The organism is Nocardioides conyzicola, from assembly GCF_039543825.1.
GTDB classification, from domain to species: Bacteria; Actinomycetota; Actinomycetes; order Propionibacteriales; family Nocardioidaceae; genus Nocardioides; species Nocardioides conyzicola.
Genome location: NZ_BAABKM010000002.1, coordinates 182,107 through 205,611, shown reverse-complemented (window position 1 = coordinate 205,611; position 23,505 = coordinate 182,107). Strand labels below are relative to the sequence as shown.

Here is a 23,505-nt window from a genome sequence, read left to right as displayed (position 1 = left end):
CCTGTGTGGGTGCTTCGATCGGTGGGACGACCATGGCGCCGGTGACTTGGAGTCGACTTTGAGCCGACTGGGAGCGCCGGCCGGTGGCCGCGCAATACGCTGCCGCCGTGGAGGTGTCCGTGCTCGGCCCCGTCGAGGTGTCCCTCGCCGGCGCCCCCGTCGACCTCGGGACGCCGAAGCAGCGCGCCCTCGTCGCCGCGCTCGCGCTCTCGCGCGGGTGGCCGGTCTCGGTCGACAGCATCGTGGACCTGCTCTGGGAGGACCAGGCGCCCCCCGGGGTGACCGCCACGCTGCAGGCCTACGTCTCCCAGCTGCGCCGGGTGTTGGAGCCGGACCGGCAGCGTCGGGCACCCGCGACCGTCCTGGTCACCGTGGCGCCCGGCTACGCGCTGCGCGTGCCCGACGAGGCGATCGATGCCACCCGGTTCGAGCGGGAGGTCGCCGAGGTGCACCGCGCCCTGCAGCCGCACCCGCCCTGGGGTCCGACGCCCCTCCCGGCCGCGACGCTCCGCGACCTCACCGACCGGCTGGACGGGGCGCTCGGCACGTGGCGCGGGGTCCCGTACACCGAGCTCGGTGACGCCGACGCGGCCGTGGCCGAGCGGGCCCGTCTCGACGAGCTGCGCCTGGTGGCGCTCGAGGACCGGGCCGTCGTCGAGCTGGCCCTCGGCCGGCACGCGACCATCGCGGCCGAGCTGGAGGCCCTGACCGCCGCCCACCCGCTGCGCGAGCGCCTGTGGGCTCTGTGGGCGGTCGCCCTGACCCGGAGCGGTCGCCAGGCGCAGGCGCTCGAGGTGCTCGCCCGGGTCCGCACCATCCTGGACGAGGAGCTGGGGCTCGAGCCGTCGGCCGAGCTGCGCGGCCTGCAGACCGCCGTCCTCCGGCAGGACCGCGACCTCGAGTGGGTCGCCCCGGTCGAGGACGCCGCTCCCGTGCCGACGCCCCCGGTCCCCGCCACCGAGCCGACCGCGCCGGTCGTCGAGGAGCCGGTCGCACCCTGGCCGATGGTCGGTCGCGACGCCGACCTGGCCGCGCTGGTGGCCCTGGTCGACCGGGCGCAGTCGGGCCTCCCGTCGTACGCCGTGCTCACGGGCGACCCCGGCATCGGCAAGTCCCGTCTGGCCGCGGAGCTCGTCGCCGAGGCCCGGCGCCGCGGGGTCCGGGCCCTGGTCGGCCGGTGCTCCCAGGACGACGGGGCGCCACCGCTCTGGCCGTGGAAGACGGTGCTGGAGGGGATCGGCATGAGCGTGCTCGCCGACGACGCGGCCGACGTCGGTCCGGCCGACGACGGTGCCCAGTTCCGGGCGTGGGAGCGCATCGTCGCCGGCATCCGGGACGCGGCGCAGGCGGAGCCGCTGCTGGTGGTCCTCGACGACCTGCACTGGGCCGACACCTCGACGCTGCGGGTGCTGCGGCGGCTGGTGGAGTCGGTGGACGCCGCCCGTCTGCTGGTGCTCGGCACCTGGCGGCCGCACCCCGAGCCCACCGGTGCGCTCGCCGACCTCGCGGAGGGTCTCGCCCGGATGCACGCGCTGCGCATCGAGCTGACCGGCCTCCCCGCCACCGAGGCGGCGGCCGTCTTCGAGGGCGTCACCCGGCGAGAGCTCAGCGACCGGCAGGCCGACGAGCTGGTCACCCGCACGGACGGCAACCCCTTCTTCCTCGTGGAGTTCGCCCGGCTGGCAGGGGAGCGGGCCGCGCCCGGCGTCCCGGACGACGGCGTCCCGACCGCCGTCGCCGACGTGCTCAACCGCCGCCTGCTCCGACTGCCCGAGCAGACCGTCGGCGCGCTGCGGGCGGCGGCCGTGCTGGGCCGCAGCTTCGACACCCCGACCCTCGCGGCGGTGACCGGCATCGACGAGGACGACCTGCTCGACGTGGTCGAGCCCGCCCAGGCCGCCGGCCTGGTCCGCGAGGACGGCATCGACCACTACTTCTTCTCCCACGCGCTGGTCCGCGACACCCTGCGCGCGGGGATGAGGGTCAGCCGTCGCGCGCGGGCCCACGCCCGGGCGGCCGAGGCGCTCCAGGGCGCCCCCGGCCGCGAGACGGAGGTGGCGCGGCACTGGCGCGAGGCGGGTCCGTCGTACGCCGACCGCGCTTGGCGCGCCTGCGTGGAGGCGGCTCGCCTGGCTCGCCGCTACTACGCCTACGACCAGGCGGCCGAGCTGCTGCGCGACGCCCTGACGTCGCTCGACGGCGACGCGGCCACCGGTCCGGCCGAGCGGTACGCCGTGCTGATGGCGCTGATCGAGGAGTACCGCTGGGCGGCGCGGCTGCCCGAGCTCGTCGGCGCGGTCGAGGAGGCGATCGCGGTCGGCAAGCAGCTGCGCGACCCGGAGGCGGTCGCCCGGGCCGCGATCGCGACGACCACGGGCGTGCTGTGGCGGTCGGGACCGCCGGGGGCGACCAACGAGACCGTCGTCGGTGCGCTGCGCGGCAGCCTGGACCGCCTGCCGGCGGCCGACAGCGAGCTGCGCTGCCGGTCGATGCTCGCGCTCGCCAACGAGATCCAGGACGCCGCGACGTACGAGGAGAGGCGCGCCCTGTGCGATGAGGGCCTGGCCATGGCCCGACGGCTCGACGACCCGGACCTGCTGCTGGACGCCTGCCAGACCGTCTTCGTGTCCCTGTGGCTGCCGCAGACCGCCACCGAGCGGCTCGCGCTCGTCGGCGAGTCGCTCGAGCTCGCCCGCGCGACCGGACGCGAGCGCAGCTTCGTGGTCTCGGCGTGCCTGCGCGCCGCGGTGCTCAGCGAGCTGGGGCGGACCACGGAGCTGTTCGACGCGGTCGACCTCGCCCGCGCCGAGGCGGAGCGGCTGCGGATCGTCTTCGGCGAGACGGTCCTCAACGGGATCGTCGTCCCGTGGCACGCGATGGCCGGGAGGTTCGACGAGTGCGACCGGCTGGTCGAGCACACCCGTCAGCTCGCCGGCCAGATCTCGCACACCAACGCCGACGAGTCGGTGCTGAGCTCGCTGCTGTCGATGCGGCTCTGGCAGGGGCGTTCGCTGGAGATGGTCCCGGTGCTGGAGCAGTTCGACCAGACGCCGTTCCCGTTCTCGGCGAGCCTCGCCGTCTACCTGTGGCGGGCGGGCGAGCACGACCGCGCGCGTGCCTACTTCGCCGACCACGGGGCGCCCCTCGACCGGGTCAACGACATCTCGCTGCTGTCGTGGTGCCACGGCGCGGAGCTCGCGCTCTACCTCGGCGAGCGCGACGTGGCCGCCGGCGCCTACGACCTCCTCGCGCCGTACGCCGGGACGTCGTGCTGCGCCGGGTCGGACCTCGCGCTGGGGCCGATCGACGCGTACCTGGCGCTCGCCGCGGCCGCCGTGGGGGAGCGCGAGCTGGCCGGCCGGCACGCCGACGACGCCCTCGCGCTGGCCGACGAGTGGGGCATCCCGCTCTTCGCCGACTGGCTGCGCGAGGTGCGCCGTACGCACGACTTCTGACGGCTCCCTGTCCACGTTCTGGACCGGTCAAGAAGAGGGTTTGGAGATGCCCGTCCGATCCGGAATTCTGGTCCGGTGTCGTCCCTCCTCCGCACCCGCAACGCGGTCGCCTTCAGCTTCGCGCTCAACGGGTTCTGCTTCGCCACGATGGTCTCGCGGCTGCCTGACATCCGCAGCGGGCTGGAGCTCGACAACGGCTCGCTCGGCCTGCTGCTGCTCGCGATCTCCGTCGGCTCGGTCATCGCGCTGCCGCTGAGCGGACGGCTGATCGACCGGATCGGCGCCACCTCCGTGACCCGGCTCGGCGCGATCCTGGTCGCGTCCGGGCTGCTGGTCGCGATGACCGGTGTCGCGACCGACCTGGTCGCGCTCACGGTGGTCGGCTTCTTCGTCGACGGCGTCGGCATCGCGGTCTGGGACGTCTCGATGAACGTCGAGGCGGCCGAGGTCGAGCGCCGCTTCGGGCGCACGATGATGCCGCGCTTCCACGCCGGCTGGAGCATCGGCTCCTTCACCGGTGCGGCGATCGGCATCCCGATGGCGGCGCTGCACGCGCCGCTGGTGCTCCACGTCCCGGGGTTCGCCGTCCTCGCCGCGCTGCTCGCCTGGCGCTCCGCGGCGGCGTACCTGCCTCCGACGATCACCCACGAGGACCGGCAGGCCGTCGCCGGCTCGCCCTGGCGCGAGCCGCGCACCCTCGCCATCGGCGTGATGGTGCTGGCGTTCGCGCTCTCCGAGGGCGCCGCCAACGACTGGCTCTCGCTGGCGCTCATCGACGGGTACGACGTCCGCCACTGGGTCGGCGTCGCCGGCTTCACCGTCTTCGTCAGCTCGATGTTCGTCGGGCGGCTGACCGGCCCCGTCTTCCTGGACCGCTACGGCCGGGCGCCGGTGCTGTGGGGCTCCGCCGCGGCCGCCTTCGTCGGGATCGTGCTCGTCGTCTTCGGCGGCAACGTGGTCCTGGTCGGGCTGGGCATCGTGGTCTGGGGCCTGGGCGCGTCGCTCGGCTTCCCCGTCGGCATGAGCGCCGCGGCCGACGACCCGCTGCGGGCCGCGCGCCGGGTCAGCGTGGTCTCCACCATCGGCTACACCGCCTTCCTGGCCGGCCCGCCGCTGCTCGGCCTGCTCGCCGACCACATCGGCACGCTGGAGACGCTGCTCGTGATCGCCGGGCTGATGATCCCCGCCGCCCTCACGGTGTTCGCGGCCCGACCGCCGAAGCCGGCGGTCGAAGAGGTCGCTGCCTAGTCCCGCTCGCCCCCCGGCACCCACAGCACGTCGCCGGCCTCGCGGTTGGCGTGCCGGGCGAGGATGAAGAGCAGGTCGGAGAGCCGGTTGAGGTACATGATCGCCAGCACGTTCATCGACCCACCGTGGACCTCGTACGCCGCCCAGGCCGACCGCTCCGCCCGGCGTACGACGGTGCGCGCGACGTGGAGCAGGGCGGCGCCCTCGGTGCCGCCGTTGAGGATGAAGGACCGCAGCTTGGGCAGGTCCTCGTTGTACTGGTCGCACCACGCCTCGAGCCGGTCAACGTACTCCTGCTCGATGCGCAGCGGCGGGTACTCCGGCTCGGCCACCACGGGCGTGCAGAAGTCGGCGCCGACGTCGAAGAGGTCGTTCTGCACCCGGGTCAGCAGCGTGACGACGTCCGGCTCGAGCGCCCCCTGGGCGAGCGCGAGCCCGAGGTGGGCGTTGGCCTCGTCGACGTCGGCGTACGCCGCGAGCCGGGGGTCGGTCTTCGTGGTGACGCTCATGTCGCCGAGACGGGTCTCCCCGGCGTCGCCGGTGCGCGTGTAGATCCGGGTGAGGTTGACCATGGGGCCCACGGTAGCGGCGGGCGGCACGACGTAGCCTCGACGGGCATGCGACGTTTCGCACAACCGCTCCTGCTCGCCCTGCCCGCCCTCGCGCTGGCGGTGGCCGGCCTCTTCCACCCGCACCACCTGTCCTACGACACGTCGTACCGCTGGTTCACGCTGCACCTTCCGGGGCTGCTGGCGTTCCCCCTGGTCGGAGTCGCGCTCGCCGCGCTCGTCCGGACCCGCACCGATCCGCTGGCGTGGGCGGTCCGGCTGGCGGCGTACGTCTACGCGACGTTCTACACGGCGCTCGACGTGATCAGCGGGGTCGCCGCTGGCTACGTCACGCACGAGCTCGGCCCCGGCGTCCCGCGGCCCGAGCCGGTGCGCCTGCTCTTCCGGATCGGCACGCCGCTCGGCGAGATCGGGTCCTGGGCGCTGCTCCTCACCTGCGCCCTGGTCGTCGTCGACCAGGTCCGTCGCAACGGCGCCGTCGGGGCGGTGGCGCTGGTCCTCCTGCCGGGCGCCTGGCTCGTCCACGTCGGCCACATCTTCGCTCCCGAGGGGGTCGCCGGCATGGCCCTGATCGCCGTGGGCACGGCCGCCGCGGCAGCAACGGACGCGACACGACGGGAAAGTTCGGGATGAGAGGCAACCAAATGGGTGTTGTGCGCGTCATAGTGAGTGACAGGCCAAGCACTGGCTGATCGGGACGGGGGTCCCGAGAACGGGGCACACCGATGGAGATCCTGACCGACGGTCCGACCATCCTCCTCAGCGGTGACTTCGACGTGCGCAGCACGTGGGAGGTCCGCAACGCCATCTACGAGCACCTGCAGGGCCACGACGAGGACGTCGTCATCGACCTCACCGAGGTGACCACCATCGACATGACCGCACTCAAGGTGCTCGCGGTCGCCACCCGGCAGGCGGCCCGCGCCGGGCACCACCTCACGCTGCGCGGCTGCGGTCCGTCCGTACGCCGGATGCTGCACCTCACCCGGCTGATCCGCGTGGTCGAGGTGGAGCGCGTCGCCGCGTCCGCCTGACCAGGCGGGCATGTCGGATAAGCCACACGCGCGAGCGGTTACCAATCGGTAGCCGTCGTCCTACTCTCGGTCCATGAGCGACGCCCAGTCCCACCCCGCAGCGAGCCACGCCAAAGACCGGCCGTGGCTGATGCGCACCTACTCCGGGCACTCGACGGCCGCGGCGTCCAACGAGCTGTACCGGACCAACCTCGCCAAGGGCCAGACCGGCCTCTCGGTCGCCTTCGACCTGCCGACCCAGACCGGCTACGACCCGGACTCGCCGCTCGCGCGCGGCGAGGTCGGCAAGGTCGGCGTACCCGTCCCGCACCTCGGTGAGATGCGCCGCCTCTTCGAGGACATCCCGCTCGCCGAGATGAACACCTCGATGACCATCAACGCCACCGCCATGTGGCTGCTGGCGATGTACCAGGTGGTGGCGGAGGAGCAGAACCCGGACCGCTCGCCGGAGGAGGTCGCCGCCCTGCTGGCCGGCACCACTCAGAACGACATCATTAAGGAGTACCTCTCCCGCGGGACCTACGCGTTCCCGCCCGAGCACTCGATGCGGCTGATCGCCGACGTCATCTCCTACACGGTCCACCAGATCCCGAAGTGGAACCCGATCAACATCTGCAGCTACCACCTGCAGGAGGCCGGCGCGACCCCGACGCAGGAGCTCGCCTTCGCGCTGAGCACCGCGATCGCCGTGCTCGATGCCGTCAAGGACTCCGGCCAGGTCTCCGCCGACGACTTCGAGAAGGTCGTCGGGCGGATCTCCTTCTTCGTCAACGCCGGGGTCAGGTTCATCGAGGAGACGTGCAAGATGCGCGCCTTCGTCCGGCTCTGGGACGAGATCACTCGGGAGAGGTACGGCGTCCAGGACCCGAAGATGCGCCGGTTCCGGTACGGCGTCCAGGTCAACTCGCTCGGCCTCACCGAGGCCCAGCCGGAGAACAACGTCCAGCGCATCGTCCTCGAGATGCTCGGCGTCACGCTGTCCAAGGACGCCCGCGCCCGCGCCGTGCAGCTCCCGGCCTGGAACGAGGCCCTCGGCCTGCCCCGGCCCTGGGACCAGCAGTGGTCCCTGCGGCTCCAGCAGGTGCTGGCCTTCGAGTCCGACCTGCTCGAGTACGACGACATCTTCGAGGGCTCCCACGTCATCGAGGCCAAGGTCGCCGAGCTCGTCGAGGGCGCTCGGGCCGAGATCGACCGGGTCCAGGCGATGGGCGGGGCGATCGCGGCGGTCGAGTACATGAAGCAGGAGCTCGTCTCCTCGCACGCCGTACGTCGCTCGCGGATCGAGTCCGGCGAGGAGGTGATCGTGGGCGTCAACAAGTACGAGACCACCGCGCCGTCGCCGCTGACCGCCGACCTGGACGGCGCGATCATGGCCGCCGACCCCGAGGCCGAGAAGACCGCGCTCGCCAGCGTCGAGGCGTGGAAGGCCCAGCGCGGCGACGCCGCGGTCGCCGAGGCGCTCGCCGCGCTCGCCGCGGCCGCCAAGACCGACACCAACCTCATGGGCCCGACCCTGGCCGCCGCGCGCGCCGGGGCGACGACCGGCGAGTGGGCCGGAGCGCTGCGCGAGGTCTTCGGCGAGTACCGCGGGCCGACCGGTGTCGCCGGCGCCGTTGGGTCGCTGTCGATGGGCGGGTCCGCGGGCGAGGAGCTGACCGCCGTACGCCGCCGCGTGCAGGAGACCGGCGACGAGCTCGGTGGCCGGCTGCGGCTGCTGGTGGGCAAGCCCGGTCTGGACGGTCACTCCAACGGCGCCGAGCAGGTCGCCGTACGTGCCCGGGACGCGGGGTTCGAGGTGATCTACCAGGGCATCCGGCTGACGCCCGAGCAGATCGTCTCGGCGGCGGTCGCCGAGGACGTGCACTGCATCGGCCTCTCGATCCTGTCCGGCTCGCACATGCAGCTGGTGCCCGACGTCCTCGACGGGCTGCGCGCAGCCGGGGTCGGCGACGTCCCCGTGATCGTCGGCGGGATCATCCCGGACTCCGACGGCCGGCGGCTGCGGGAGCTCGGCGTCGCCGCCGTCTACACGCCCAAGGACTACGGGCTCACCGAGATCATGGGCGGGATCGTCGACGTGATCCGCGAGGCCAACGGGCTCGACTGAGCCCGTTCAGCGGCGGCGCAGGACCACCAGCGACACGACGCCCGCGGCCACGGAGGCGGCCGCTCCGGCCATCAGGCTCAGGCCCATCGACCAGGCCTCGATCCTCTCGGTGCGGCTGATCTGGCTGGCGAGCAGGCACTCGCCCATGCTGCTGTCGGAGTTGCCGCAGACGACGGTGGAGTTGGGCACGTCGCTCAGCACCAGCGCCAGGTAGACGACGGCCACGACGCCCAGGACGACGGCGAGACCGAAGAGGACACCGGCAACCGCGCTCGACGCCGAGGACGGTGCGGTGGTCGGGACGGGTGCCGGCGTCGGAGTGGTGGTCACGTGAGGGTGATGCCCGACGGTCGGGCCCACAAACACAGGGGTCCGTCCGCCGCGGTCACTCCGCACGGATCTCCTCGGCGCGCAGCCGTGGAGCGGCGGCGACCATGGTGACCGCCGCGACCCCGAGGCCTCCGACGACGGCGACCGCAGCCAGCACCAGGCTCTGCGCCCAGGGGATGGTGGTCGAGTCGTCGACGCTCAGGTACGTCGCGCCGGCCAGCGACCCGAGACCCACCGCGAGGACGGCGCCGACGGTGACCGGTACGGCGGTCTCCAGGGCCTGCGCCCGCCGGATCACGCCACGACCGAGACCCACCAGCTGCAGGGCGACGACCTCCTTGCGGCGCTGCACGGCCCGGTCGATCGCGGACACGGTGAGTGCGAGCAGGCCGACGCCCAGCACGACCCCCGCGACGATCCAGATCACCGAGCGCATGGTCGCGACGAACTCGTAGTCCTCGGTCCCGAAGTAGCTGGGGGCGTAGCCGAGGTCCGCCAGCCGGCTGGCCAGGTCCGGGCCGGGTGGGCCGACCACCAGCACGCTGTGCCAGGCGTCCGGCGGGAGCGGGGCGACCATCGTCGGCGGGATGATGACGTCGGCGTACACCGGCGACAGTGCGTCGTACGACGGCTGCTCGACGCTGGTCGACACGAGCGCGAGGTCGGTCGTGGCCACGCGGCGCCCGTGCACGTCGCCGGTGCGCCAGGCGACCGTGCCGGTCTCGTCTATCCCGGAGTGGTCGTGCAGCCACATCGGCTCGCCGTCGCGACAGCCCGTGATCTCCGGAGCGGCGGCGGCGAGCTGGGCGCAGGTGGCGACCACCGCCTCCATGCCCAGCCGGTTGTTGTGGAGCATCGGCAGGTCGACAGCGCCGCTCACCCCGTCGGTCCGCATCAGCCCGGCGAGGACGGTGTCGACGTGCCGTTCGTTGGTGACGACCTCGACCCGCTGCTCGACGTCGTGGTTGCGCGCGGCCTGGGCGTACTCGTCGGTGCTCTCGAAGGCGACCAGCACGAAGCGGGCGCCGGTGGCGAGGAACAGCCCGATCAGCAGCGCCCCGATGATCCGGGCGACGCCGGCCGGCTGCGCCTCGAGGCGTCGTACGGCGATGCGCTGGGCCGGGCCCAGGGCGCGGCCGGACGTCAGTCGTGTCAGCAGGCGCACCAGCACCGGCAGCACCAGCAGCATGCCGACGGCGGTCAGCACGATCCCCCCGAAGAGCGCGGCGGTCAGGCCGTCGGAGATGTCGTCGTCGTGGGGGCCGGACGCGACGACGACGAGGCACAGCGCGCCACCGACGGCGAGGGGCAGCAGGCGCCACCAGCCGGGCGGACGCCGGTCGGCGCGCCGGCTGCGGGCCAGCGCGTCGCCGACCGAGGACCGGGCCGGGAGCACGCTCGCCAGGATCGCGACCGCGGGGACCCCGACGACGACCAGCACCTGGTCGCGGACCGTGGGCGCGAAGAAGTCGCCCCAGGCCGCGCCGGCGGGGGAGTGCCCGAGCAGCAGCGGCCGGACCAGCCAGAAGAGGCCCCAGCCGAGGAGGGTGCCGACGACCGCGGCCCCACCGGCCTCGCCGGTGCCGACCAGGCGAGTCTGGTTGGGGCTGAGCCCGATCAGCCGCAGGTTGGCCAGCCGCCGGTCGCGCACCGACGCCGAGAGCCGGGCGACCGTCGCCACGAGCACGGTGCAGGGCAGCGCGACCACGGTGACGATCACCAGCACGAGCCGCGGCATCTCGGCCTGGTACGACGTGGCCGTGACCAGCTGGTGGTGGCCGGCGGCGAACGTGACGAGCAGGATCGTCGAGCCGGTCGCGGCGGCGAGCGCGAGCAGGGCCGTCCGCAGCCGCGCCGCCGGCGTGACCGACAGCCGCAGCCCGAGCAGGAGCGAGGTCACGCGACCGCTGCCTCGGCGACCCGGCCGTCGCGGACCACGACCAGGTCGTCGAGGTGCGAGGCGACGACGTGGTCGTGCGTCACCACGACCAGCGCCGCCCCCGCCGCGGAGGTGACCGCGACCATCGTGTCCAGGACCTGCTCGGCGGTGAGGCTGTCGAGCGCCCCCGTGGGCTCGTCGGCCAGCACCACCGAGGGTCCGTGCACGAGTGATCGCGCGACCGCGGCGCGCTGGACCTGGCCTCCGGACACGGTGCCCGTACGCCGGTCCGCGAGGTCGGCCACGCCCAGGGCGTCGAGCATCTCGAGGGCCCGGGCCCGGGCCGGTCGCGCCTTCTCGCCGAGCACCTGCAGCGGCAGCATCACGTTCTCGACCACGGTCAGCTCGGGCACGAGGTCGCCGAACTGGAAGACCATGCCCATCCGGGACAGTCGCCGCCGGCTCCGCTCGGCCTCGCTCAGCTGGTCGAGTCGCTCGTCCTCGAACCAGACCTCGCCCGCGTCCGGTCGGACGACCCCGGCCAGCGCGTGGACCAGCGTCGACTTGCCGGACCCCGAGGGCCCCATGATCGCGGTGCGCGACCCGGGCCGGAGGGCCAGGTCGACCGCGTCGACGGCCCTCGTCTCGCCGTAGCTCACCGTGAGGGAGCGGGCCTCCAGGACGGCCGGTCCGAGCCTCATCGGAGCTCCTCCAGCCGGGTCCCGGCCTCCTCGATCCACCGCAGGTCGGCGTCGAGGTGGGCCAGCTCGTAGGTGATGGCGAGCTGCTCGGCCACGTCGGCGTGCTTGCGCTGGGAGGTGAGCTCGCGCATCCGGGCCAGGTGCTGGACGCGCTGCTGGTCGAGCACGTCGTCGGCGGACCGCCCGGAGGTGAGGGCCACGCTCACCCGGGTGTAGAGGTTGCTCATCGCGAACTCCGGTGGTTGTTGGGGCGCGTAGACCCAGGCGGTCACCTGCTCGACGCCGTCCGGGGTGATCCGGTAGCGCTTGCGCTCCGGGCCGTCGACGACCTCGACCTCGGTGACCTCGGCCCAGCCCTTCCTCTCGAAGCGGGAGAGGGCGGCGTACACCTGGCCGAACGCGAGCGGACGGGAGCGGGCGAAGCGGTCGTCGTACCGCTGCTTGAGGGTGTAGCCGTGGGCGGGCTCCTGCTCGAGCAGGGCCAGGAGGGGGAGTGCGGCGCTCATGCGGCTGCACTATACACACATTGAATAGAGACGCATCACGTTGAGGTAAGCCTGCCCTTATCTTCGTGCTACCGTTCCCGTCGTGCCGAAGAAGTCCAAGGTCCGCAAGCTCCCGAAGACGGAGTGCTGCGTGTCGAAGTCCAAGTGCGGACGCTGTCCGCTGCGGATGCTGAAGGAAGGCACCCTGCCCGAGGGGTACACGGTCAAGAAGCGCAAGCTCGTGACCGTCGACGGCAAGAAGGTCACCAAGAAGAAGCTCGCCAAGGCTGCCTGAGCGCCGCCACCCGCCCTCGACCGATAGAGTCCTCCCGTGGCTGCACCCCGCTTCGTCGACCAGCTCAACGTCCAGGTGGGCAACGAGCTCGCCGCTCACAACCAGTACCTCGCCTGCGCCGTCTACTTCGACGCGCTGACGATGCCGCAGATGGCGGCGTTCTTCTACGGCCAGGCGCTCGAGGAGCGCGCGCACGCCGCGATGATGATCCAGTACCTCCTCGACACCGACAGCGCCGTGACGATCCCAGCCGTCGACGCGCCGGTCAACGACTTCGCCGACGTCGTCGGCCCGGTCGAGCTCGCGCTGGAGCAGGAGAAGCGGGTCACCGACCAGATCAACGGGTTGCTGCGGATCGCGCGCGAGGAGTTCGACTTCGCCTCCGAGCAGTTCATGCAGTGGTTCATCAAGGAGCAGGTCGAGGAGGTCGCCACGATGAGTGACCTGCTGGCCGTGGTGAAGCGCAACCTCGACGACGTCGAGGACATCGAGGAGTACGTCGCCCGTGAGCAGGGCGGCGAGGGCGTGGACCCGACCGCCCCCCGCCAGGCCGGGGCCTGACCTACCGCAGCCAGCGCCGCACGGTCGCGCCCACCTGGGCCGGCCGCTCCAGCGGGAGCGCGTTGCCGGCACCGGCGAAGGTGCGGGTCGTGACCTTCGTGGGGTACGCCGAGGCCTGGGTGCTGCGCGCGGCCGGCCGGGTGAGCGCGTCCTTGCTGCCGTAGAGCAGCAGCACCGGTGCGTCCACCTGCCCGGCGCCGAGGCCCGAGGCCAGCACCATCGGGGCGCGGCTGGTGACCTCCCCGCAGGGCACCGCGGCGCGGAGTGCGGCCGCCCTCCGCTGGACGCGGGCCGGCGCCGCGGCGAAGAGCTGGTGGCGGAAGGCCGCCGCGGAGGCAGCCGGGGCCGAGGCGACGCCGGTCAGGCAGGCCGCCGTCTGGTCCCCGAGCGCGTCCCGGGCGACGCCGGTCCCGGGCCGGTCGGTCCAGGACATGAGGACCAGGCCGGCGACGTCGTCGAAGGTGGCCGCCTCGACCTGGGCGATCGCGGCGCCGACGCCGTGCCCGTGGGTGACGACGCGGGCCGCGGGCGGCGTGCCACCGAGGTGTCGGTCGACGAAGTCGTAGCGCCCCGACCGCAGGTGCTGGACGACCTGGTGGAGCATGTCGGCCTGCGCCCCCAGGCAGCTGCTCGCGTCGCTGGCGTTGGCGCCGTACCCGAGCCGGTCGAGGACCAGCGAGGTCTCGCCGTGCTGGGCCAGGCGGCGGGCGTAGTCGTAGCCGGGGTGCCCGGGCAGGCGCCAGAACCAGCCGCCGGTGCCCGCGTCGTGGACCAGCACGTTGACCCGGATCGCCCCGCTGCGGCCCTCGATCGCCCGACGAGGTCCGACGAGCCGTCCGCGCAGCCGGTAGGACCGGTTGTCGGGCAGGCAGACCGCCGCGGTCGCGTTGGTGTTCTCGACGTCGAAGACGACGGATCGGGACACGACCTGCGGGCGAGCGGCGGTCGCCGGTGATCCCACGGCGGGGACGAGCAGCGTGGCGGACAGTGCGGTCAGGACTCCGAGAATGGTCAGCCTCACGCTGTTGAACCTACGTCAATAGCGCGGGGCGACGGAATGTGACGTTGTCCGCACCGCGCCGTGGGCCACACTTCACCCATGGGTGCCGCCGAGCGGGTGATCGTGGTCGGGGCCGGCGTCATCGGCCTGACCTGCGCGGTCCGCCTGCTCGAGGCCGGCGTCCGCGTGGACGTCGTCGCCCGGGACCTGCCGCGGGAGACGACCTCCGCCGTCGCGGCCGCGATCTGGTACCCCTACCGGGCCCTCCCGCAGGAGCGCGTGACGGCATGGGCGCGGACGTCGTACGCCGTCTTCGACGCGCTGGCCGACACGGACCCCGAGGGTGGCGTGCGGCTGCTGCCCGGCACCGAGGTGCTGGCCACGCGTCAGCCGGACCCGTGGTGGCGCTCCGCCGTACCGACCCTGGCGAACACGGACGACGTGCCGGACGGCTGGGCGGCCGGCTGGTCGTTCACCACGCCCGTCGTCGACATGAGCGTCTACCTGGGCTGGCTCGCCGGCCGGGTCGAGCAGCTCGGGGGGACGATCACCCGGCTCAACCTGTCGGGGCTCCCGACCGCCGGCCTCGTCGTGAACTGCTCGGGGCTCGGGGCTCGGCTCCTCGGCGCCGACCGGACCGTCGTGCCGGTGCGGGGACAGGTCGTGGTCGTGGAGCAGTTCGGGCTGGAGCGCTGGTGGCTGGACTCGCTCGGGCCGACGTACGTCGTGCCGCGCGAGCGCGACGTCGTCGTGGGCGGCACCGACATCGAGGGCGACTGGAGCCGGACGCCGTCGCCGGAGACGGCGACCCGGATCCTCGCCCGCGCGGCGCGGCTGGTGCCGGAGCTGCGCCGTGCGCGGGTGCTGCAGCACAAGGTCGGGCTGCGGCCGGTGCGGCCCGCGGTCCGGCTCGAGCGCGTCGGCGACGTGGTCCACTGCTACGGCCACGGCGGTGCCGGGGTGACGCTCAGCTGGGGCGTCGCCGACGAGGTCGTGTCGCTCGTTGAACGTTGAAGCGTCATCTACCCGCTAGTGTCAGCGCGTGGAACTGCACGCGGGAGAGCTTTTCCGCGGAGTCTTCGAGGCCGCGCCGGATGCCGTGGTCATCGTGGACGACGCGGGCCTCATCGTGCTGGCCAACGCCCAGTGCCGCACCGTCTTCGGCTGCGAGCCGGACGCTCTGGTGGGCGAGTCGGTCGACGTGCTGGTGCCGCTGGGGGTCCGCGGCAGCCACCCGAAGCGGCGCAAGGGCTACGGGGCCTCCGCGAACCCCCGCCCGATGGGGCTGCTCCGGCTGGCCGCCGTGCGCCACGACGGCACGGAGTTTCCCGCCGAGATCTCGCTGGCCCCGATCGACGTCGACGGCCACAAGTTCGTGTCCGCGACGGTGCGGGACATTACCGCCCGGATCAAGGACGAGGAGCGCTTCCGCGCTCTCCTCGACGCGGCACCGGACCCGATGGTCATCATCGACTCGTCCAGCACGATCGTCCTGGTGAACAACCAGGTCACCGAGGTCTTCGGCTACCAGCCGCGCGACCTGGTCGGGCAGTCGATCACGCTGCTCGCGACCGAGGAGCGCCGGGACTCCGACGGGTCGTGGTTCGCCGAGTACCTCCAGGCCCCCGAGCCGCGCCCGATGCAGGCCAACGCCGGCGCCGACGTCCGCCACCAGGACGGTCGCAGCGTGCCGGTCGAGGTGTCGATGTCCCCGCTCCAGACCGACGAGGGGGTGCTGGTCTCGGTGGCGCTGCGCGACGTCAGCGAGCGCATGCGGATCGAGGCCGAGTCCCAGCGACTGCGCGACGACGTGATCGCCACGGTCTCGCACGAGCTCCGGACCCCGCTGACGTCGATCATCGGGTACGCCGAGCTGATGTCCGACCTCGACGAGCTGGACCTGAGCCGGCGGGCGCGCAAGCTGCTCGCGGTCATCGAGCGCAACGCGTCCCGGGAGCTGCAGCTGGTCAACGACCTGCTCACCATGGCCTTCCTCGAGGACGACCGGCTGCGGATGGTCCGGGAGTCGATCGACCTGCGTCAGGTGTGCGACCGCGTCGTCGAGGACCAGCGGCTGCGTGCCCGGGAGCGGGGGGTGGCCCTCACCTTCGTCGGCGGCGAGGCGCCGCCGGTGGTGGGCGACTACGGCCGCGTGGTCCAGGTGCTCGAGAACGTGGTCTCGAACGCCGTGAAGTTCACCCGCGCCGGCGGCCGGGTCGACGTCGGCATCGCCGACCACGGGGCGATGGGGGTGATCGAGGTCCGGGACACAGGCATCGGGGTGACGCCCGAGGAGAAGGAGCGCCTCTTCGAGCGGCTCTACCGCTCGCCGCGCGCGGTCGCCGAGCAGGTGCAGGGCGCCGGCCTCGGCCTGCCGATCGCGCGGGCGATCGTCGAGGCCCACGGCGGCTGGATCGACCTGCAGAGCGAGCTCGGCGTCGGCACCGTGGTGCGGGTCGCGCTGCCGCACGAGCGGGCGGACGCTACAGGCGCGTGACCGTCACGACGGCGGCCGGGTCGAGCGCGCCGTACACGTGCGGGAAGGTCTCGGTCGCTCCCGGCGCTGGCAGCTCCTCGACGACGGGCACGTCGAGCAGGTCGGTGTCGATCTCGAGCAGCACCAGCGGCTCGTCGATGTCGGCGTAGTAGCGGGCGCGCACCCCCTCCCACTGGTCGGCGCGGCTGGCGTGGAGGAAGCCCTCCTCCTCGAGGGTGACGCCGACGGTGGACGTCGTGTAGGCGCCGGACGCCTGGGCGTCGGTCCAGTCGGCCAGGGTCGCGATGTGGAAGATCCTCACCCGCTGATCTTCTCCCAGACCGACACGTGCTTGGGGGACGTCGAGGTGAACGGTGATCGGTCCCAGTCGGCCCAGCGCTCGCGCAGCCGCATCCCGGCGATCCGGGCCATCAGGTCGAGCTCGGCCGGCCACACGTAGCGGAACGGCACGCTGGTGCGGCGGTACGTCGCGCCTCCGTCGTCGGAGGAGTAGTGGTGCGACCACATCAGCTGGGTGGCCGTGTCGTACTCGTCGACCCCGACGTGCTCGTCGGTGTGGTGGAAGACGCTGAACCGCTCGCCGTCCGGCAGCCGGCGCAGGACCGGGATGCCGTTCTCCACCACGAACAGCCCGCCCGGCTCGAGGTGGGCGGCGGCGGTCTCGAAGCAGCGCACCTGGTCGTCCTGCGTGGTCACGTTGCCGATCGTGTTGAACACCAGGTAGGCCAGTCCGAACCGACCCTCGACCCGGGTGCTGGTCATGTCGCCGATCGTCACCTCGACCCGGTCGGCGCCCGGCTTGGCCCGCAGCTGCGCGACCATCGCCGCGGACAGCTCGATGCCGTGGACGGGCACGCGCTCGCTCAGCGGAAGCGCCACCCGGCCGGTCCCGACGGCCAGCTCGAGCGCCGGCCTGCCGTCGGCGAGCTCGGCGAGCAGGTCGACCGTCGGCCCCAGCACCTCCGGTGCGAACATCTCGGGCGAGCCCTCGTCGTACGTCGCAGCGACGTCGGTGTCGAAGTAGTTGTGAGGCACCCGGTCATCGTGGCCGGTGCGCCCGGTGCGGGCTACCGGTTATCCAGGATCACGGCGGTCGTCGGAGCCAGCCGTACGGCGCGCACGCGGCGCTCTGCGCGCGTGTAGGTGCCGCGGAGCGCGACCGGTCGGGCCGACGCGGTCGGGTTCACCGCGACGATCCCGTGGCTGAACCGGCGGGTCCAGGTGCCGTCGGCCGCCCGCACCGCTGGGCCGACGGGTCGCCCGATGCTCCGGGTGGCGGCCGGCAGCCAGTGGCTGGACGAGGGCTCGTCGGGCACGTAGACGCTCGCGCCGGTGCGCCCGTTCCACGACAGCAGCCAGGTGGCTCGGTGGTAGGTCTGGCCGACCCGATCGGTGGCGGAGCCGTAGCTGACCGCGATGAGGGGGATGTCGCGGGCGGCCAGCCAGCGGGCGGCGTGGAACTTCCACCGCCAGTCCGCCCCGACGAAGCGGTCCGAGCTGCCGGGCCAGTTGGTGAAGTGCTCGTTCACCCAGCCGGAGACGTACGGCGTCCAGTCCGCCAGCGTCGTCCTCCAGTTGTCCCACTCGACCGAGAGGTTGGGGACGGCCAGGTAGCCGGCGCGGCGGACCTGGGGCGCCACGCGCGACAGGAACGACGCGGTGGCGGCGTACTGGGCCTCGTCGTCGGGGATCCGCGTCGAGACCCGGCCGCCGACGGTGTCGTGGCTGAGGATCGTCAGGACGTCGTCCATCATCACCCCGTCCCACTGGTGCTCCCGCAGCTCGGCGAGGACGTTCCTCGACCAGGTCCGCTGGTAGGCGCTGTTGGCGATGTTGATCGGGTAGAGGCCGCGCCAGTCCGACCACTCGATGATCGCGCCGACGCTGTCGTGCAGCAGCCACGACGGGTGATGCCTGGCCACCCAGCCGTAGCCCATGCCGGCGGGGAAGCGGCCGGTGGTGGACTCGGCCTCCTTCACCACCGCTGAGACGTCCTTGTACATCAGGATCGTGACGCCGGGGTGCTGCCGGCGCAGCGCCGGGATGCGGGGGAACTCCCAGGACTGCATCACGACGACGTCGCCCCGGCTCGCTTGCGGGGTCTTGTCGAGGTCGCCCCAGTCCAGGGTCAGGACGCCGTTGCCCGACGACCACGTCGGGGAGCCCACCCGGGCGGTCGTGGCCGGCGGGTCGACGCCCGCCGCCGAGCCCGAGGTGGCGACGGAAGCCGCGAGCAGCACGACGGCTCCCGCCACGCGTGCGGCGGTGCGGCGGACCGGGCGGTTGCTCACGAATGCCCTCCGAGGACGTCGGCAGTGACCGACGTAAGCATCGGACGACAGGCGTCCGATGTGAGGGAGGTGCGCATGTCTTTACTGTGCGCGCCGCAGGAGTCAGGCGGTATAGGCCATCTGACTGTGCCTGACTGGGTCAGAAGAGGCGGTGGCTCGGGTCGTCCAGGCCCCGGAGGGCGTCGTAGTCGACGACCGCGCAGGCGATACCGCGGTCGGTGGCGAGCACGCGGGCCTGCGGCTTGATCTCCTGGGCGGCGAAGATGCCGCGGACGGCGCCGTTGCCGGTGAGCAGCGGGTCGCGGTTGAGCAGCTCGAGGTAGCGGGTGAGCTGCTCGACGCCGTCGATGTCGCCGCGACGCTTGATCTCGACGGCGACGGAGGCGCCGGCCTCGTCGCGGCACATCAGGTCGACCGGGCCGATCGCGGTCGGGAACTCACGGCGGACCAGCGTCAGGCCGGGGGAGAGGGTCGCCGGGTGCTCGGCGAGCAGCTCCTGGAGATGCTTCTCGACGCCGTCCTTCTGCAGGCCGGGGTCGATGCCGAGGACGTGGCTCGAGTCGCTGAAGATCTCGGTGAGCAGGATCCGCAGCGTGTCGTCGGTCTTGGGGTTGGTGACGGTCCACTCGACCTGGCCGTCCTCGGTGACGCCCTCGCGCAGGGTGCACGGCGGCGACATCCAGTTGAGCGGCTTGTAGGACCCGCCGTCGGAGTGCACGAGCACCGAGCCGTCGGCCTTGATCATCAGGACCCGGGTGGCCAACGGGAGGTGGGCGGTCAGCCGTCCCGCGTAGTCGACCTGGCACGTTGCTACGACGAGTCTCACGGGCGACGAATCTACAGTGGCGACATGTTCACAGGCGCCCAGGTCAACCTGTACTGCGACGACGTCGAGGACTGTGCCGCGTTCTACCGCCGGCTCGGCTGCGCCGAACGCTTCCGTACGCCGGCCACCGGCGCGCCGGTCATGGTCGAGGTCGTCGGACCGGGGTTCACCATCGGGCTCGCGTCGGCGGCGGCGGGCAACGACTACGGCCTCGACGTGGCACCCGACCGGCGCTCGACCGAGCTGGTGTTCTGGTGCGACGACGTCGAGGCGGCGTACGGCGCGGCGCGGGCGGCCGGAGGGACCGAGGCGGACGGCCCGGTCGACTCGCCCGACGGACGGCTCCGGTTCGCGTGGGTCCGCGACCCCGCGGGTCACCTGCTCAAGCTCGTGCAGCGATTGGATCGTTAAGTTACTGGTGAGTGAACTACGCCATAGCCAGCCCGCTGGTGGCGTGCCACGATGCGCCGCATGACCTCTCCTGCCGCCACGGCTCCAGAGTCCCGCACCTTCACCACGATCGGCGTCATCGGCCTCGGCACCATGGGTGCCGGCATCGCCGAGGTCTTCGCCCGCACCGGGTACGCCGTCGTCGGCGTGGAGAAGGACACCGATGCGCTGGACCGCGGCCGCCAGTACCTCGAGCACTCGACGACCCGCGCCGTGAAGCGCGAGAAGATGACCGAGGCCGAGCAGGCCGAGCTGCTGGGGCGGATCACGTTCAGCACGTCGATGGACGACCTGGCCGCGGCCGACCTGGTCGTCGAGGCCGTCGTCGAGTCGCTGGAGACCAAGAAGGCGCTCTTCCGGCAGCTCGACGCGATCGTCGGGCCGGACACGATCCTCGCCACCAACACCTCGAGCCTCTCGGTCACCGAGATCTCGACCGCCAACTCCTCGCCCGGACGGGTCATCGGCGTGCACTTCTTCAACCCGGCCCCGGTGCAGCAGCTGGTGGAGATCGTGCGCACCGTCGTCACCGAGGACCAGGTGCTCGAGGACGTCAAGACGCTGATGGCCGACCTCGGCAAGACCCCGGTCGTCTGCGGTGACAAGGCCGGCTTCATCGCCAACACCCTGCTCTTCGGCTACCTCAACCACGCGGTCTCGATGTACGAGGGCCGCTACGCCACCCGCGAGGACATCGACGCGGCCATGCGCTTCGGCTGCGGCTACCCGATGGGTCCGCTGGCGCTGCTGGACCTGATCGGCCTGGACACGGCGTACGAGATCCTCGAGACGATGTACCGCCAGGGCCGCGACCGCCTGCACGCGCCGTCGCCGATCCTCAAGCAGATGGTCACCGCCGGCTGGCTGGGCCGCAAGACCGGCCGCGGCTTCTACACCTACGAGGCGCCCGACAGCCCGACCGTCGTCGCCGACGACCGGACGCCGTCCGCCGACGAGAAGCCGGAGCTGCGCCACGACATCCAGCAGGTCGGCGTCGTCGGCACCGGCACCATGGCGACCGGCATCGTCGAGGTCTTCGCCAAGAGCGGATACGACGTGCTGTACGTCGGCCGCTCGGCCGACAAGGTGGACGGCGTCGTCGCCGCGATCACCAAGAGCTTCGACAAGCAGATCCAGCGCGGCCGCTCGACCGAGGAGGCCAAGGCGGAGGTGCTCGGTCGGCTGACCGGGTCCACGTCGCTCGAGGACCTCCGATCCGTCGACATCGTCGTGGAGGCGATCGCCGAGGACCTCGCGATCAAGACGACGCTCTTCGAGAACCTCGACGACATCTGCAAGCCTGGCGCGATCCTCGCGACCACCACGTCGAGCCTGCCGATCATCGCCTGTGCGCAGGCGACCTCGCGCCCGCAGGACGTGATCGGCATGCACTTCTTCAACCCCGCCCCGATCATGAAGCTGGTCGAGGTGGTCTCGACCGTCTCGACCGACGACGCCGTCACCGAGACGACCCGCGCGCTGGTCGCGAAGATCGGCAAGGTCGGGGTCTCGTGCAACGACCGCGCCGGCTTCATCGTCAACGCGCTGCTCTTCCCCTACCTCAACGACGCGGTCCGGATGCTCGAGGCGCACTACGCCACCGCCGACGACATCGACACGGCCATGAAGCAGGGCTGTGCGCTCCCGATGGGTCCCTTCGAGCTGCTCGACGTGGTCGGCAACGACGTGTCGCTGGCGATCCAGCGCGAGCTCTACCTGGAGTTCCGCGAGCCGGGCTTCGCGCCAGCCCCGCTGCTCGAGCACCTGGTCACCGCGGGCTACCTGGGCCGCAAGACCAAGCGCGGGTTCCGGGACTACAGCCAGCGCTGACGTGCCGATGCGCGCAGTGGTGATCGACGGCGTCCGGGTCCGACCCGAGGTCCGCGACGTCCCGGAGCCCTCGGCACCGGCTGGGGGTGTCGTCGTACGCGTCGTGGCCACAGGGATGTGCCGCAGCGACTGGCATGGCTGGGCCGGCCACGACGACGACATCCTGTTCCCGCACGTCCCGGGTCACGAGCTCGCCGGGCACGTCGTCGAGGTGGGCACGGGCGTGACGCGGTGGCAGGTGGGGGACCGGGTCACGGTTCCGTTCGTCTGTGGCTGCGGTCGTTGTGAGTGGTGCCTGAGCGGGAACGCCCAGGTCTGCCCCGACCAGCAGCAGCCGGGCTTCACCCACTGGGGATCGTTCGCCGAGTACGTCGCCCTGCACGCTGCGGACACCAACCTGGTGGCGGTCCCCGACCAGGTCGACCTCGCGACCGCGGCAGGCCTCGGCTGCCGCTTCGCCACGGCGTACCGCGCACTCGTGGGCCGGGCCCGGGTCACCGAGGGCGAGTGGGTGACCGTGATCGGTGCCGGCGGGGTCGGTCTCAGCGCGGTGATGATCGCCCGGGCGCTCGGCGCCCGCGTCGTGGCGGTGGACCGCAACCAGGCCGCGCTCGACGTGGCCGCCGAGCTCGGGGCGGAGCACACCCTCCTGGCCGACGGGATCGACGTGCCGGCCGCGGTCGGGGACCTCGTCGACGGCGGCAGCCACGTCGCGCTCGACGCCGTGGGCAGCGAGCAGACCTGCGCCGACGCGATCCTGAGCCTGCGACGACGGGGCCGGCTCGTGCAGGTGGGGCTGCTGCCGCCGGTCGACGGGCACCCGCGGGTGCCGATGTCGCGGGTCATCGGGTGGGAGCTCGACGTCCTCGGCAGTCATGGGATGGCCGCGGCCGACTATCCCGGGATGCTGGCGCTGATCGAGGCCGGGACGCTGCGACCGCAACGGCTCGTCGAGCGGACCATCGGCCTCGAGGAGGCCGCGGAGCTGCTGCCGGGCTTCGACCAGGCGACGGTCGCCGGGATGACGATCGTCGATCCAACGCGCTGACGACCGAGGCCGCCGCAAACCAGGTGCGGTGCCCTCAGGACCTGGGGTTGGATCACCGGGTGCCGATCACCATGAAGAGAGGGACCGTCGACTCGCTGGACGAGGTCGTCCTGGCGATGGGGCCCTGGCAGGACGACGAGGGGTCCGTCCAGCTCCATCCGGGCGACCTCGGTTGGAACTGGAGCCTCGGCACACAGGAGCTCGCCGACGCCCTCCGGGTGTGGCGTCGCGACGAGGAGATCGTCGCGGTGGGGATGGTCGACGACGCCGGGCTGATCCGGCTGGCCGTGGCCCCGAGCGTCGACGGGGACGAGGCGTTCGCCCGCCGGCTGCTGGCCGACCTGGCCGGCATCGGGATCGTCGAGACCCGTCGCGGTGCCGCCCTGCGCGAGCTCCTGACCGGCAGCGGCTGGGTGGACGACGAGCGGTGGACCCCGCTGCGGCGCGACCTCACCGCGCCGGTGGAGGACGTCGGGCTCCGGGTCGAGGTCGTCGACGACCACAACGTCCGCGACCGGGTCGAGGTGCACCGGGCGATGTTCCCCGGCTCGGCCTTCACGCTGGAGCGCTGGCAGACCATGGCCGCGGCCTCGCCGTACCGCCAGGCCCGGTGCCTCGTCGGCTACGGCCCGGACGGCGTCGCCGTCGCCACGGTGACGGTGTGGTCCGCTGGGGAGGGGCGGGCGGGCCTGATCGAGCCGCTCGGCGTGCACCGGGAGCACCGCGGCCACGGGTACGGCACCGCGATCACCCGGGCCGCTGCCGCTGCCCTGCGCGAGATGGGGTCATCGAGCGCGACGGTGTGCACCCCGAGCAGCAACGTCGGGGGTGTCGCGGCGTACGTGTCGGCCGGCTTCCAGCAGCTCCCGGACGTCGCCGACCTCCGGCGCCCGAGCTGA

23 protein-coding genes are annotated in these 23,505 nt (G+C 72.6%); 13 read left to right on the top strand and 10 right to left on the bottom strand.

Features of this window, described 5'->3' with window-relative positions:
* The first annotated feature begins 107 nt into the window (after positions 1 to 107).
* Together ABEA34_RS03945 and ABEA34_RS03940 are read left to right on the top strand one after the other, a co-directional pair.
* On the top strand, positions 108 to 3,455 hold the full coding sequence (locus ABEA34_RS03945) for an ATP-binding protein (protein ID WP_345519493.1): 3,348 nt from the start codon (positions 108 to 110) through the stop codon (positions 3,453 to 3,455).
* Between the two features lie 75 nt (positions 3,456 to 3,530).
* On the top strand, positions 3,531 to 4,703 hold the full coding sequence (locus ABEA34_RS03940; protein ID WP_345519491.1) for an MFS transporter: 1,173 nt from the start codon (positions 3,531 to 3,533) through the stop codon (positions 4,701 to 4,703).
* Here the strand turns inward: ABEA34_RS03940 and ABEA34_RS03935 are convergent.
* On the bottom strand, positions 4,700 to 5,275 hold the full coding sequence (locus ABEA34_RS03935; protein WP_345519489.1) for a cob(I)yrinic acid a,c-diamide adenosyltransferase: 576 nt from the start codon (positions 5,273 to 5,275) through the stop codon (positions 4,700 to 4,702). The two genes, ABEA34_RS03940 and ABEA34_RS03935, sit on opposite strands and share 4 nt — an antisense overlap.
* Before the next feature lie 45 nt (positions 5,276 to 5,320).
* Here ABEA34_RS03935 and ABEA34_RS03930 point away from each other — a divergent pair, with 45 nt between their 5' ends.
* The 3 genes from ABEA34_RS03930 (at position 5,321) to ABEA34_RS03920 (ending at position 8,413) form a co-directional block, all read left to right on the top strand.
* The gene (locus ABEA34_RS03930) at positions 5,321 to 5,905 is read left to right on the top strand and encodes a hypothetical protein (RefSeq protein ID WP_345519487.1); all 585 of its coding nucleotides are present in this window, start codon (positions 5,321 to 5,323) and stop codon (positions 5,903 to 5,905) included.
* A 92-nt stretch (positions 5,906 to 5,997) separates the two neighbouring features.
* Positions 5,998 to 6,306, top strand: a complete 309-nt coding sequence (locus ABEA34_RS03925) for an STAS domain-containing protein (protein ID WP_345519485.1) — start codon at positions 5,998 to 6,000, stop codon at positions 6,304 to 6,306.
* Between the two features lie 73 nt (positions 6,307 to 6,379).
* Positions 6,380 to 8,413, top strand: a complete 2,034-nt coding sequence (locus ABEA34_RS03920; RefSeq protein WP_345519483.1) for a protein meaA — start codon at positions 6,380 to 6,382, stop codon at positions 8,411 to 8,413.
* A 6-nt stretch (positions 8,414 to 8,419) separates the two neighbouring features.
* Here ABEA34_RS03920 and ABEA34_RS03915 read toward each other — a convergent pair whose 3' ends face one another.
* The 4 genes from ABEA34_RS03915 to ABEA34_RS03900 are packed head-to-tail and all read right to left on the bottom strand — an operon-like array spanning position 8,420 to position 11,829.
* Complete coding sequence (locus tag ABEA34_RS03915) at positions 8,420 to 8,743, bottom strand: hypothetical protein (protein ID WP_345519481.1); 324 nt, start codon at positions 8,741 to 8,743, stop codon at positions 8,420 to 8,422.
* Positions 8,744 to 8,798: 55 nt separating this feature from the next.
* The gene (locus tag ABEA34_RS03910; RefSeq protein ID WP_345519479.1) at positions 8,799 to 10,643 is read right to left on the bottom strand and encodes an FtsX-like permease family protein; all 1,845 of its coding nucleotides are present in this window, start codon (positions 10,641 to 10,643) and stop codon (positions 8,799 to 8,801) included.
* Complete coding sequence (locus ABEA34_RS03905) at positions 10,640 to 11,323, bottom strand: ABC transporter ATP-binding protein (protein ID WP_345519477.1); 684 nt, start codon at positions 11,321 to 11,323, stop codon at positions 10,640 to 10,642. Before ABEA34_RS03905 ends, ABEA34_RS03910 begins: the two co-directional genes overlap by 4 nt.
* A complete protein-coding gene (locus tag ABEA34_RS03900; RefSeq protein ID WP_345519475.1) occupies positions 11,320 to 11,829 on the bottom strand; it encodes a PadR family transcriptional regulator in 510 nt (169 codons plus the stop codon). Before ABEA34_RS03900 ends, ABEA34_RS03905 begins: the two co-directional genes overlap by 4 nt.
* Positions 11,830 to 11,911: 82 nt before the next feature.
* On the opposite strand from ABEA34_RS03900, the gene ABEA34_RS03895 reads away from it, so the two are divergent.
* Positions 11,912 to 12,103 (top strand): hypothetical protein, encoded by a 192-nt coding sequence (locus ABEA34_RS03895; protein WP_345519473.1) that lies wholly within the window; start codon positions 11,912 to 11,914, stop codon positions 12,101 to 12,103.
* A gap of 36 nt (positions 12,104 to 12,139) precedes the next feature.
* Positions 12,140 to 12,664 (top strand): ferritin, encoded by a 525-nt coding sequence (locus ABEA34_RS03890; RefSeq protein WP_345519471.1) that lies wholly within the window; start codon positions 12,140 to 12,142, stop codon positions 12,662 to 12,664.
* 1 nt (position 12,665) lies between these two features.
* On the opposite strand, the gene ABEA34_RS03885 is transcribed toward ABEA34_RS03890, so the two are convergent.
* Positions 12,666 to 13,685, bottom strand: coding sequence for an alpha/beta fold hydrolase (locus tag ABEA34_RS03885; protein ID WP_345519469.1), 1,020 nt, complete (start codon positions 13,683 to 13,685; stop codon positions 12,666 to 12,668).
* Between the two features lie 78 nt (positions 13,686 to 13,763).
* On the opposite strand from ABEA34_RS03885, the gene ABEA34_RS03880 reads away from it, so the two are divergent.
* Both ABEA34_RS03880 and ABEA34_RS03875 read left to right on the top strand, forming a co-directional pair.
* Positions 13,764 to 14,678 carry an FAD-dependent oxidoreductase gene (locus ABEA34_RS03880; protein WP_345519467.1) on the top strand — a complete coding sequence of 305 codons (915 nt, stop codon included), beginning with the start codon at positions 13,764 to 13,766 and terminating at the stop codon, positions 14,676 to 14,678.
* Between the two features lie 28 nt (positions 14,679 to 14,706).
* Entirely contained in the window at positions 14,707 to 16,161 is a 1,455-nt protein-coding gene (locus ABEA34_RS03875; protein ID WP_345519465.1) for a PAS domain S-box protein, read from the top strand.
* Here ABEA34_RS03875 and ABEA34_RS03870 read toward each other — a convergent pair.
* The 4 genes from ABEA34_RS03870 to nucS all read right to left on the bottom strand — a co-directional run bounded on the left by ABEA34_RS03870 (position 16,148) and on the right by nucS (position 19,278).
* Positions 16,148 to 16,462 carry a DUF952 domain-containing protein gene (locus ABEA34_RS03870; protein WP_345519463.1) on the bottom strand — a complete coding sequence of 105 codons (315 nt, stop codon included), beginning with the start codon at positions 16,460 to 16,462 and terminating at the stop codon, positions 16,148 to 16,150. The genes ABEA34_RS03875 and ABEA34_RS03870 overlap by 14 nt on opposite strands.
* Positions 16,459 to 17,196, bottom strand: a complete 738-nt coding sequence (locus tag ABEA34_RS03865; protein WP_345519461.1) for a class I SAM-dependent DNA methyltransferase — start codon at positions 17,194 to 17,196, stop codon at positions 16,459 to 16,461. The genes ABEA34_RS03870 and ABEA34_RS03865 overlap by 4 nt, the downstream gene beginning before the upstream one ends.
* Before the next feature lie 32 nt (positions 17,197 to 17,228).
* Positions 17,229 to 18,452: a putative glycoside hydrolase gene (locus ABEA34_RS03860; protein WP_345519459.1), complete on the bottom strand. Its 1,224-nt coding sequence runs from the start codon at positions 18,450 to 18,452 to the stop codon at positions 17,229 to 17,231.
* A 139-nt stretch (positions 18,453 to 18,591) separates the two neighbouring features.
* Positions 18,592 to 19,278: an endonuclease NucS gene (nucS, locus tag ABEA34_RS03855; protein WP_345519457.1), complete on the bottom strand. Its 687-nt coding sequence runs from the start codon at positions 19,276 to 19,278 to the stop codon at positions 18,592 to 18,594.
* Between the two features lie 24 nt (positions 19,279 to 19,302).
* Between nucS and ABEA34_RS03850 the strand changes: the two genes are divergently transcribed.
* The 4 genes from ABEA34_RS03850 to ABEA34_RS03835 all read left to right on the top strand — a co-directional run bounded on the left by ABEA34_RS03850 (position 19,303) and on the right by ABEA34_RS03835 (position 23,505).
* Positions 19,303 to 19,689, top strand: a complete 387-nt coding sequence (locus tag ABEA34_RS03850; protein WP_345519455.1) for a VOC family protein — start codon at positions 19,303 to 19,305, stop codon at positions 19,687 to 19,689.
* A 60-nt stretch (positions 19,690 to 19,749) separates the two neighbouring features.
* On the top strand, positions 19,750 to 21,558 hold the full coding sequence (locus tag ABEA34_RS03845) for a 3-hydroxyacyl-CoA dehydrogenase family protein (protein WP_345519453.1): 1,809 nt from the start codon (positions 19,750 to 19,752) through the stop codon (positions 21,556 to 21,558).
* 7 nt (positions 21,559 to 21,565) lie between these two features.
* Entirely contained in the window at positions 21,566 to 22,606 is a 1,041-nt protein-coding gene (locus tag ABEA34_RS03840) for a zinc-dependent alcohol dehydrogenase family protein (RefSeq protein WP_345522755.1), read from the top strand.
* Between the two features lie 71 nt (positions 22,607 to 22,677).
* A complete protein-coding gene (locus ABEA34_RS03835) occupies positions 22,678 to 23,505 on the top strand; it encodes a GNAT family N-acetyltransferase (protein ID WP_345519451.1) in 828 nt (275 codons plus the stop codon).

Bases quoted from the DNA above. Each gene is read 5' to 3' on its own strand.
- ABEA34_RS03935 (WP_345519489.1), bottom strand. From the start codon at position 5,275: ATGGTCAACCTCACCCGGATCTACACGCGCACCGGCGACGCCGGGGAG.
- ABEA34_RS03930 (WP_345519487.1), top strand. From the start codon at position 5,321: ATGCGACGTTTCGCACAACCGCTCCTGCTCGCCCTGCCCGCCCTCGCG.
- ABEA34_RS03925 (WP_345519485.1), top strand. From the start codon at position 5,998: ATGGAGATCCTGACCGACGGTCCGACCATCCTCCTCAGCGGTGACTTC.
- ABEA34_RS03920 (WP_345519483.1), top strand. From the start codon at position 6,380: ATGAGCGACGCCCAGTCCCACCCCGCAGCGAGCCACGCCAAAGACCGG.
- ABEA34_RS03905 (WP_345519477.1), bottom strand. From the start codon at position 11,323: ATGAGGCTCGGACCGGCCGTCCTGGAGGCCCGCTCCCTCACGGTGAGC.
- ABEA34_RS03900 (WP_345519475.1), bottom strand. From the start codon at position 11,829: ATGAGCGCCGCACTCCCCCTCCTGGCCCTGCTCGAGCAGGAGCCCGCC.
- ABEA34_RS03880 (WP_345519467.1), top strand. From the start codon at position 13,764: ATGGGTGCCGCCGAGCGGGTGATCGTGGTCGGGGCCGGCGTCATCGGC.
- ABEA34_RS03850 (WP_345519455.1), top strand. From the start codon at position 19,303: ATGTTCACAGGCGCCCAGGTCAACCTGTACTGCGACGACGTCGAGGAC.
- ABEA34_RS03845 (WP_345519453.1), top strand. From the start codon at position 19,750: ATGACCTCTCCTGCCGCCACGGCTCCAGAGTCCCGCACCTTCACCACG.
- ABEA34_RS03840 (WP_345522755.1), top strand. From the start codon at position 21,566: ATGCGCGCAGTGGTGATCGACGGCGTCCGGGTCCGACCCGAGGTCCGC.
- ABEA34_RS03835 (WP_345519451.1), top strand. From the start codon at position 22,678: ATGAAGAGAGGGACCGTCGACTCGCTGGACGAGGTCGTCCTGGCGATG.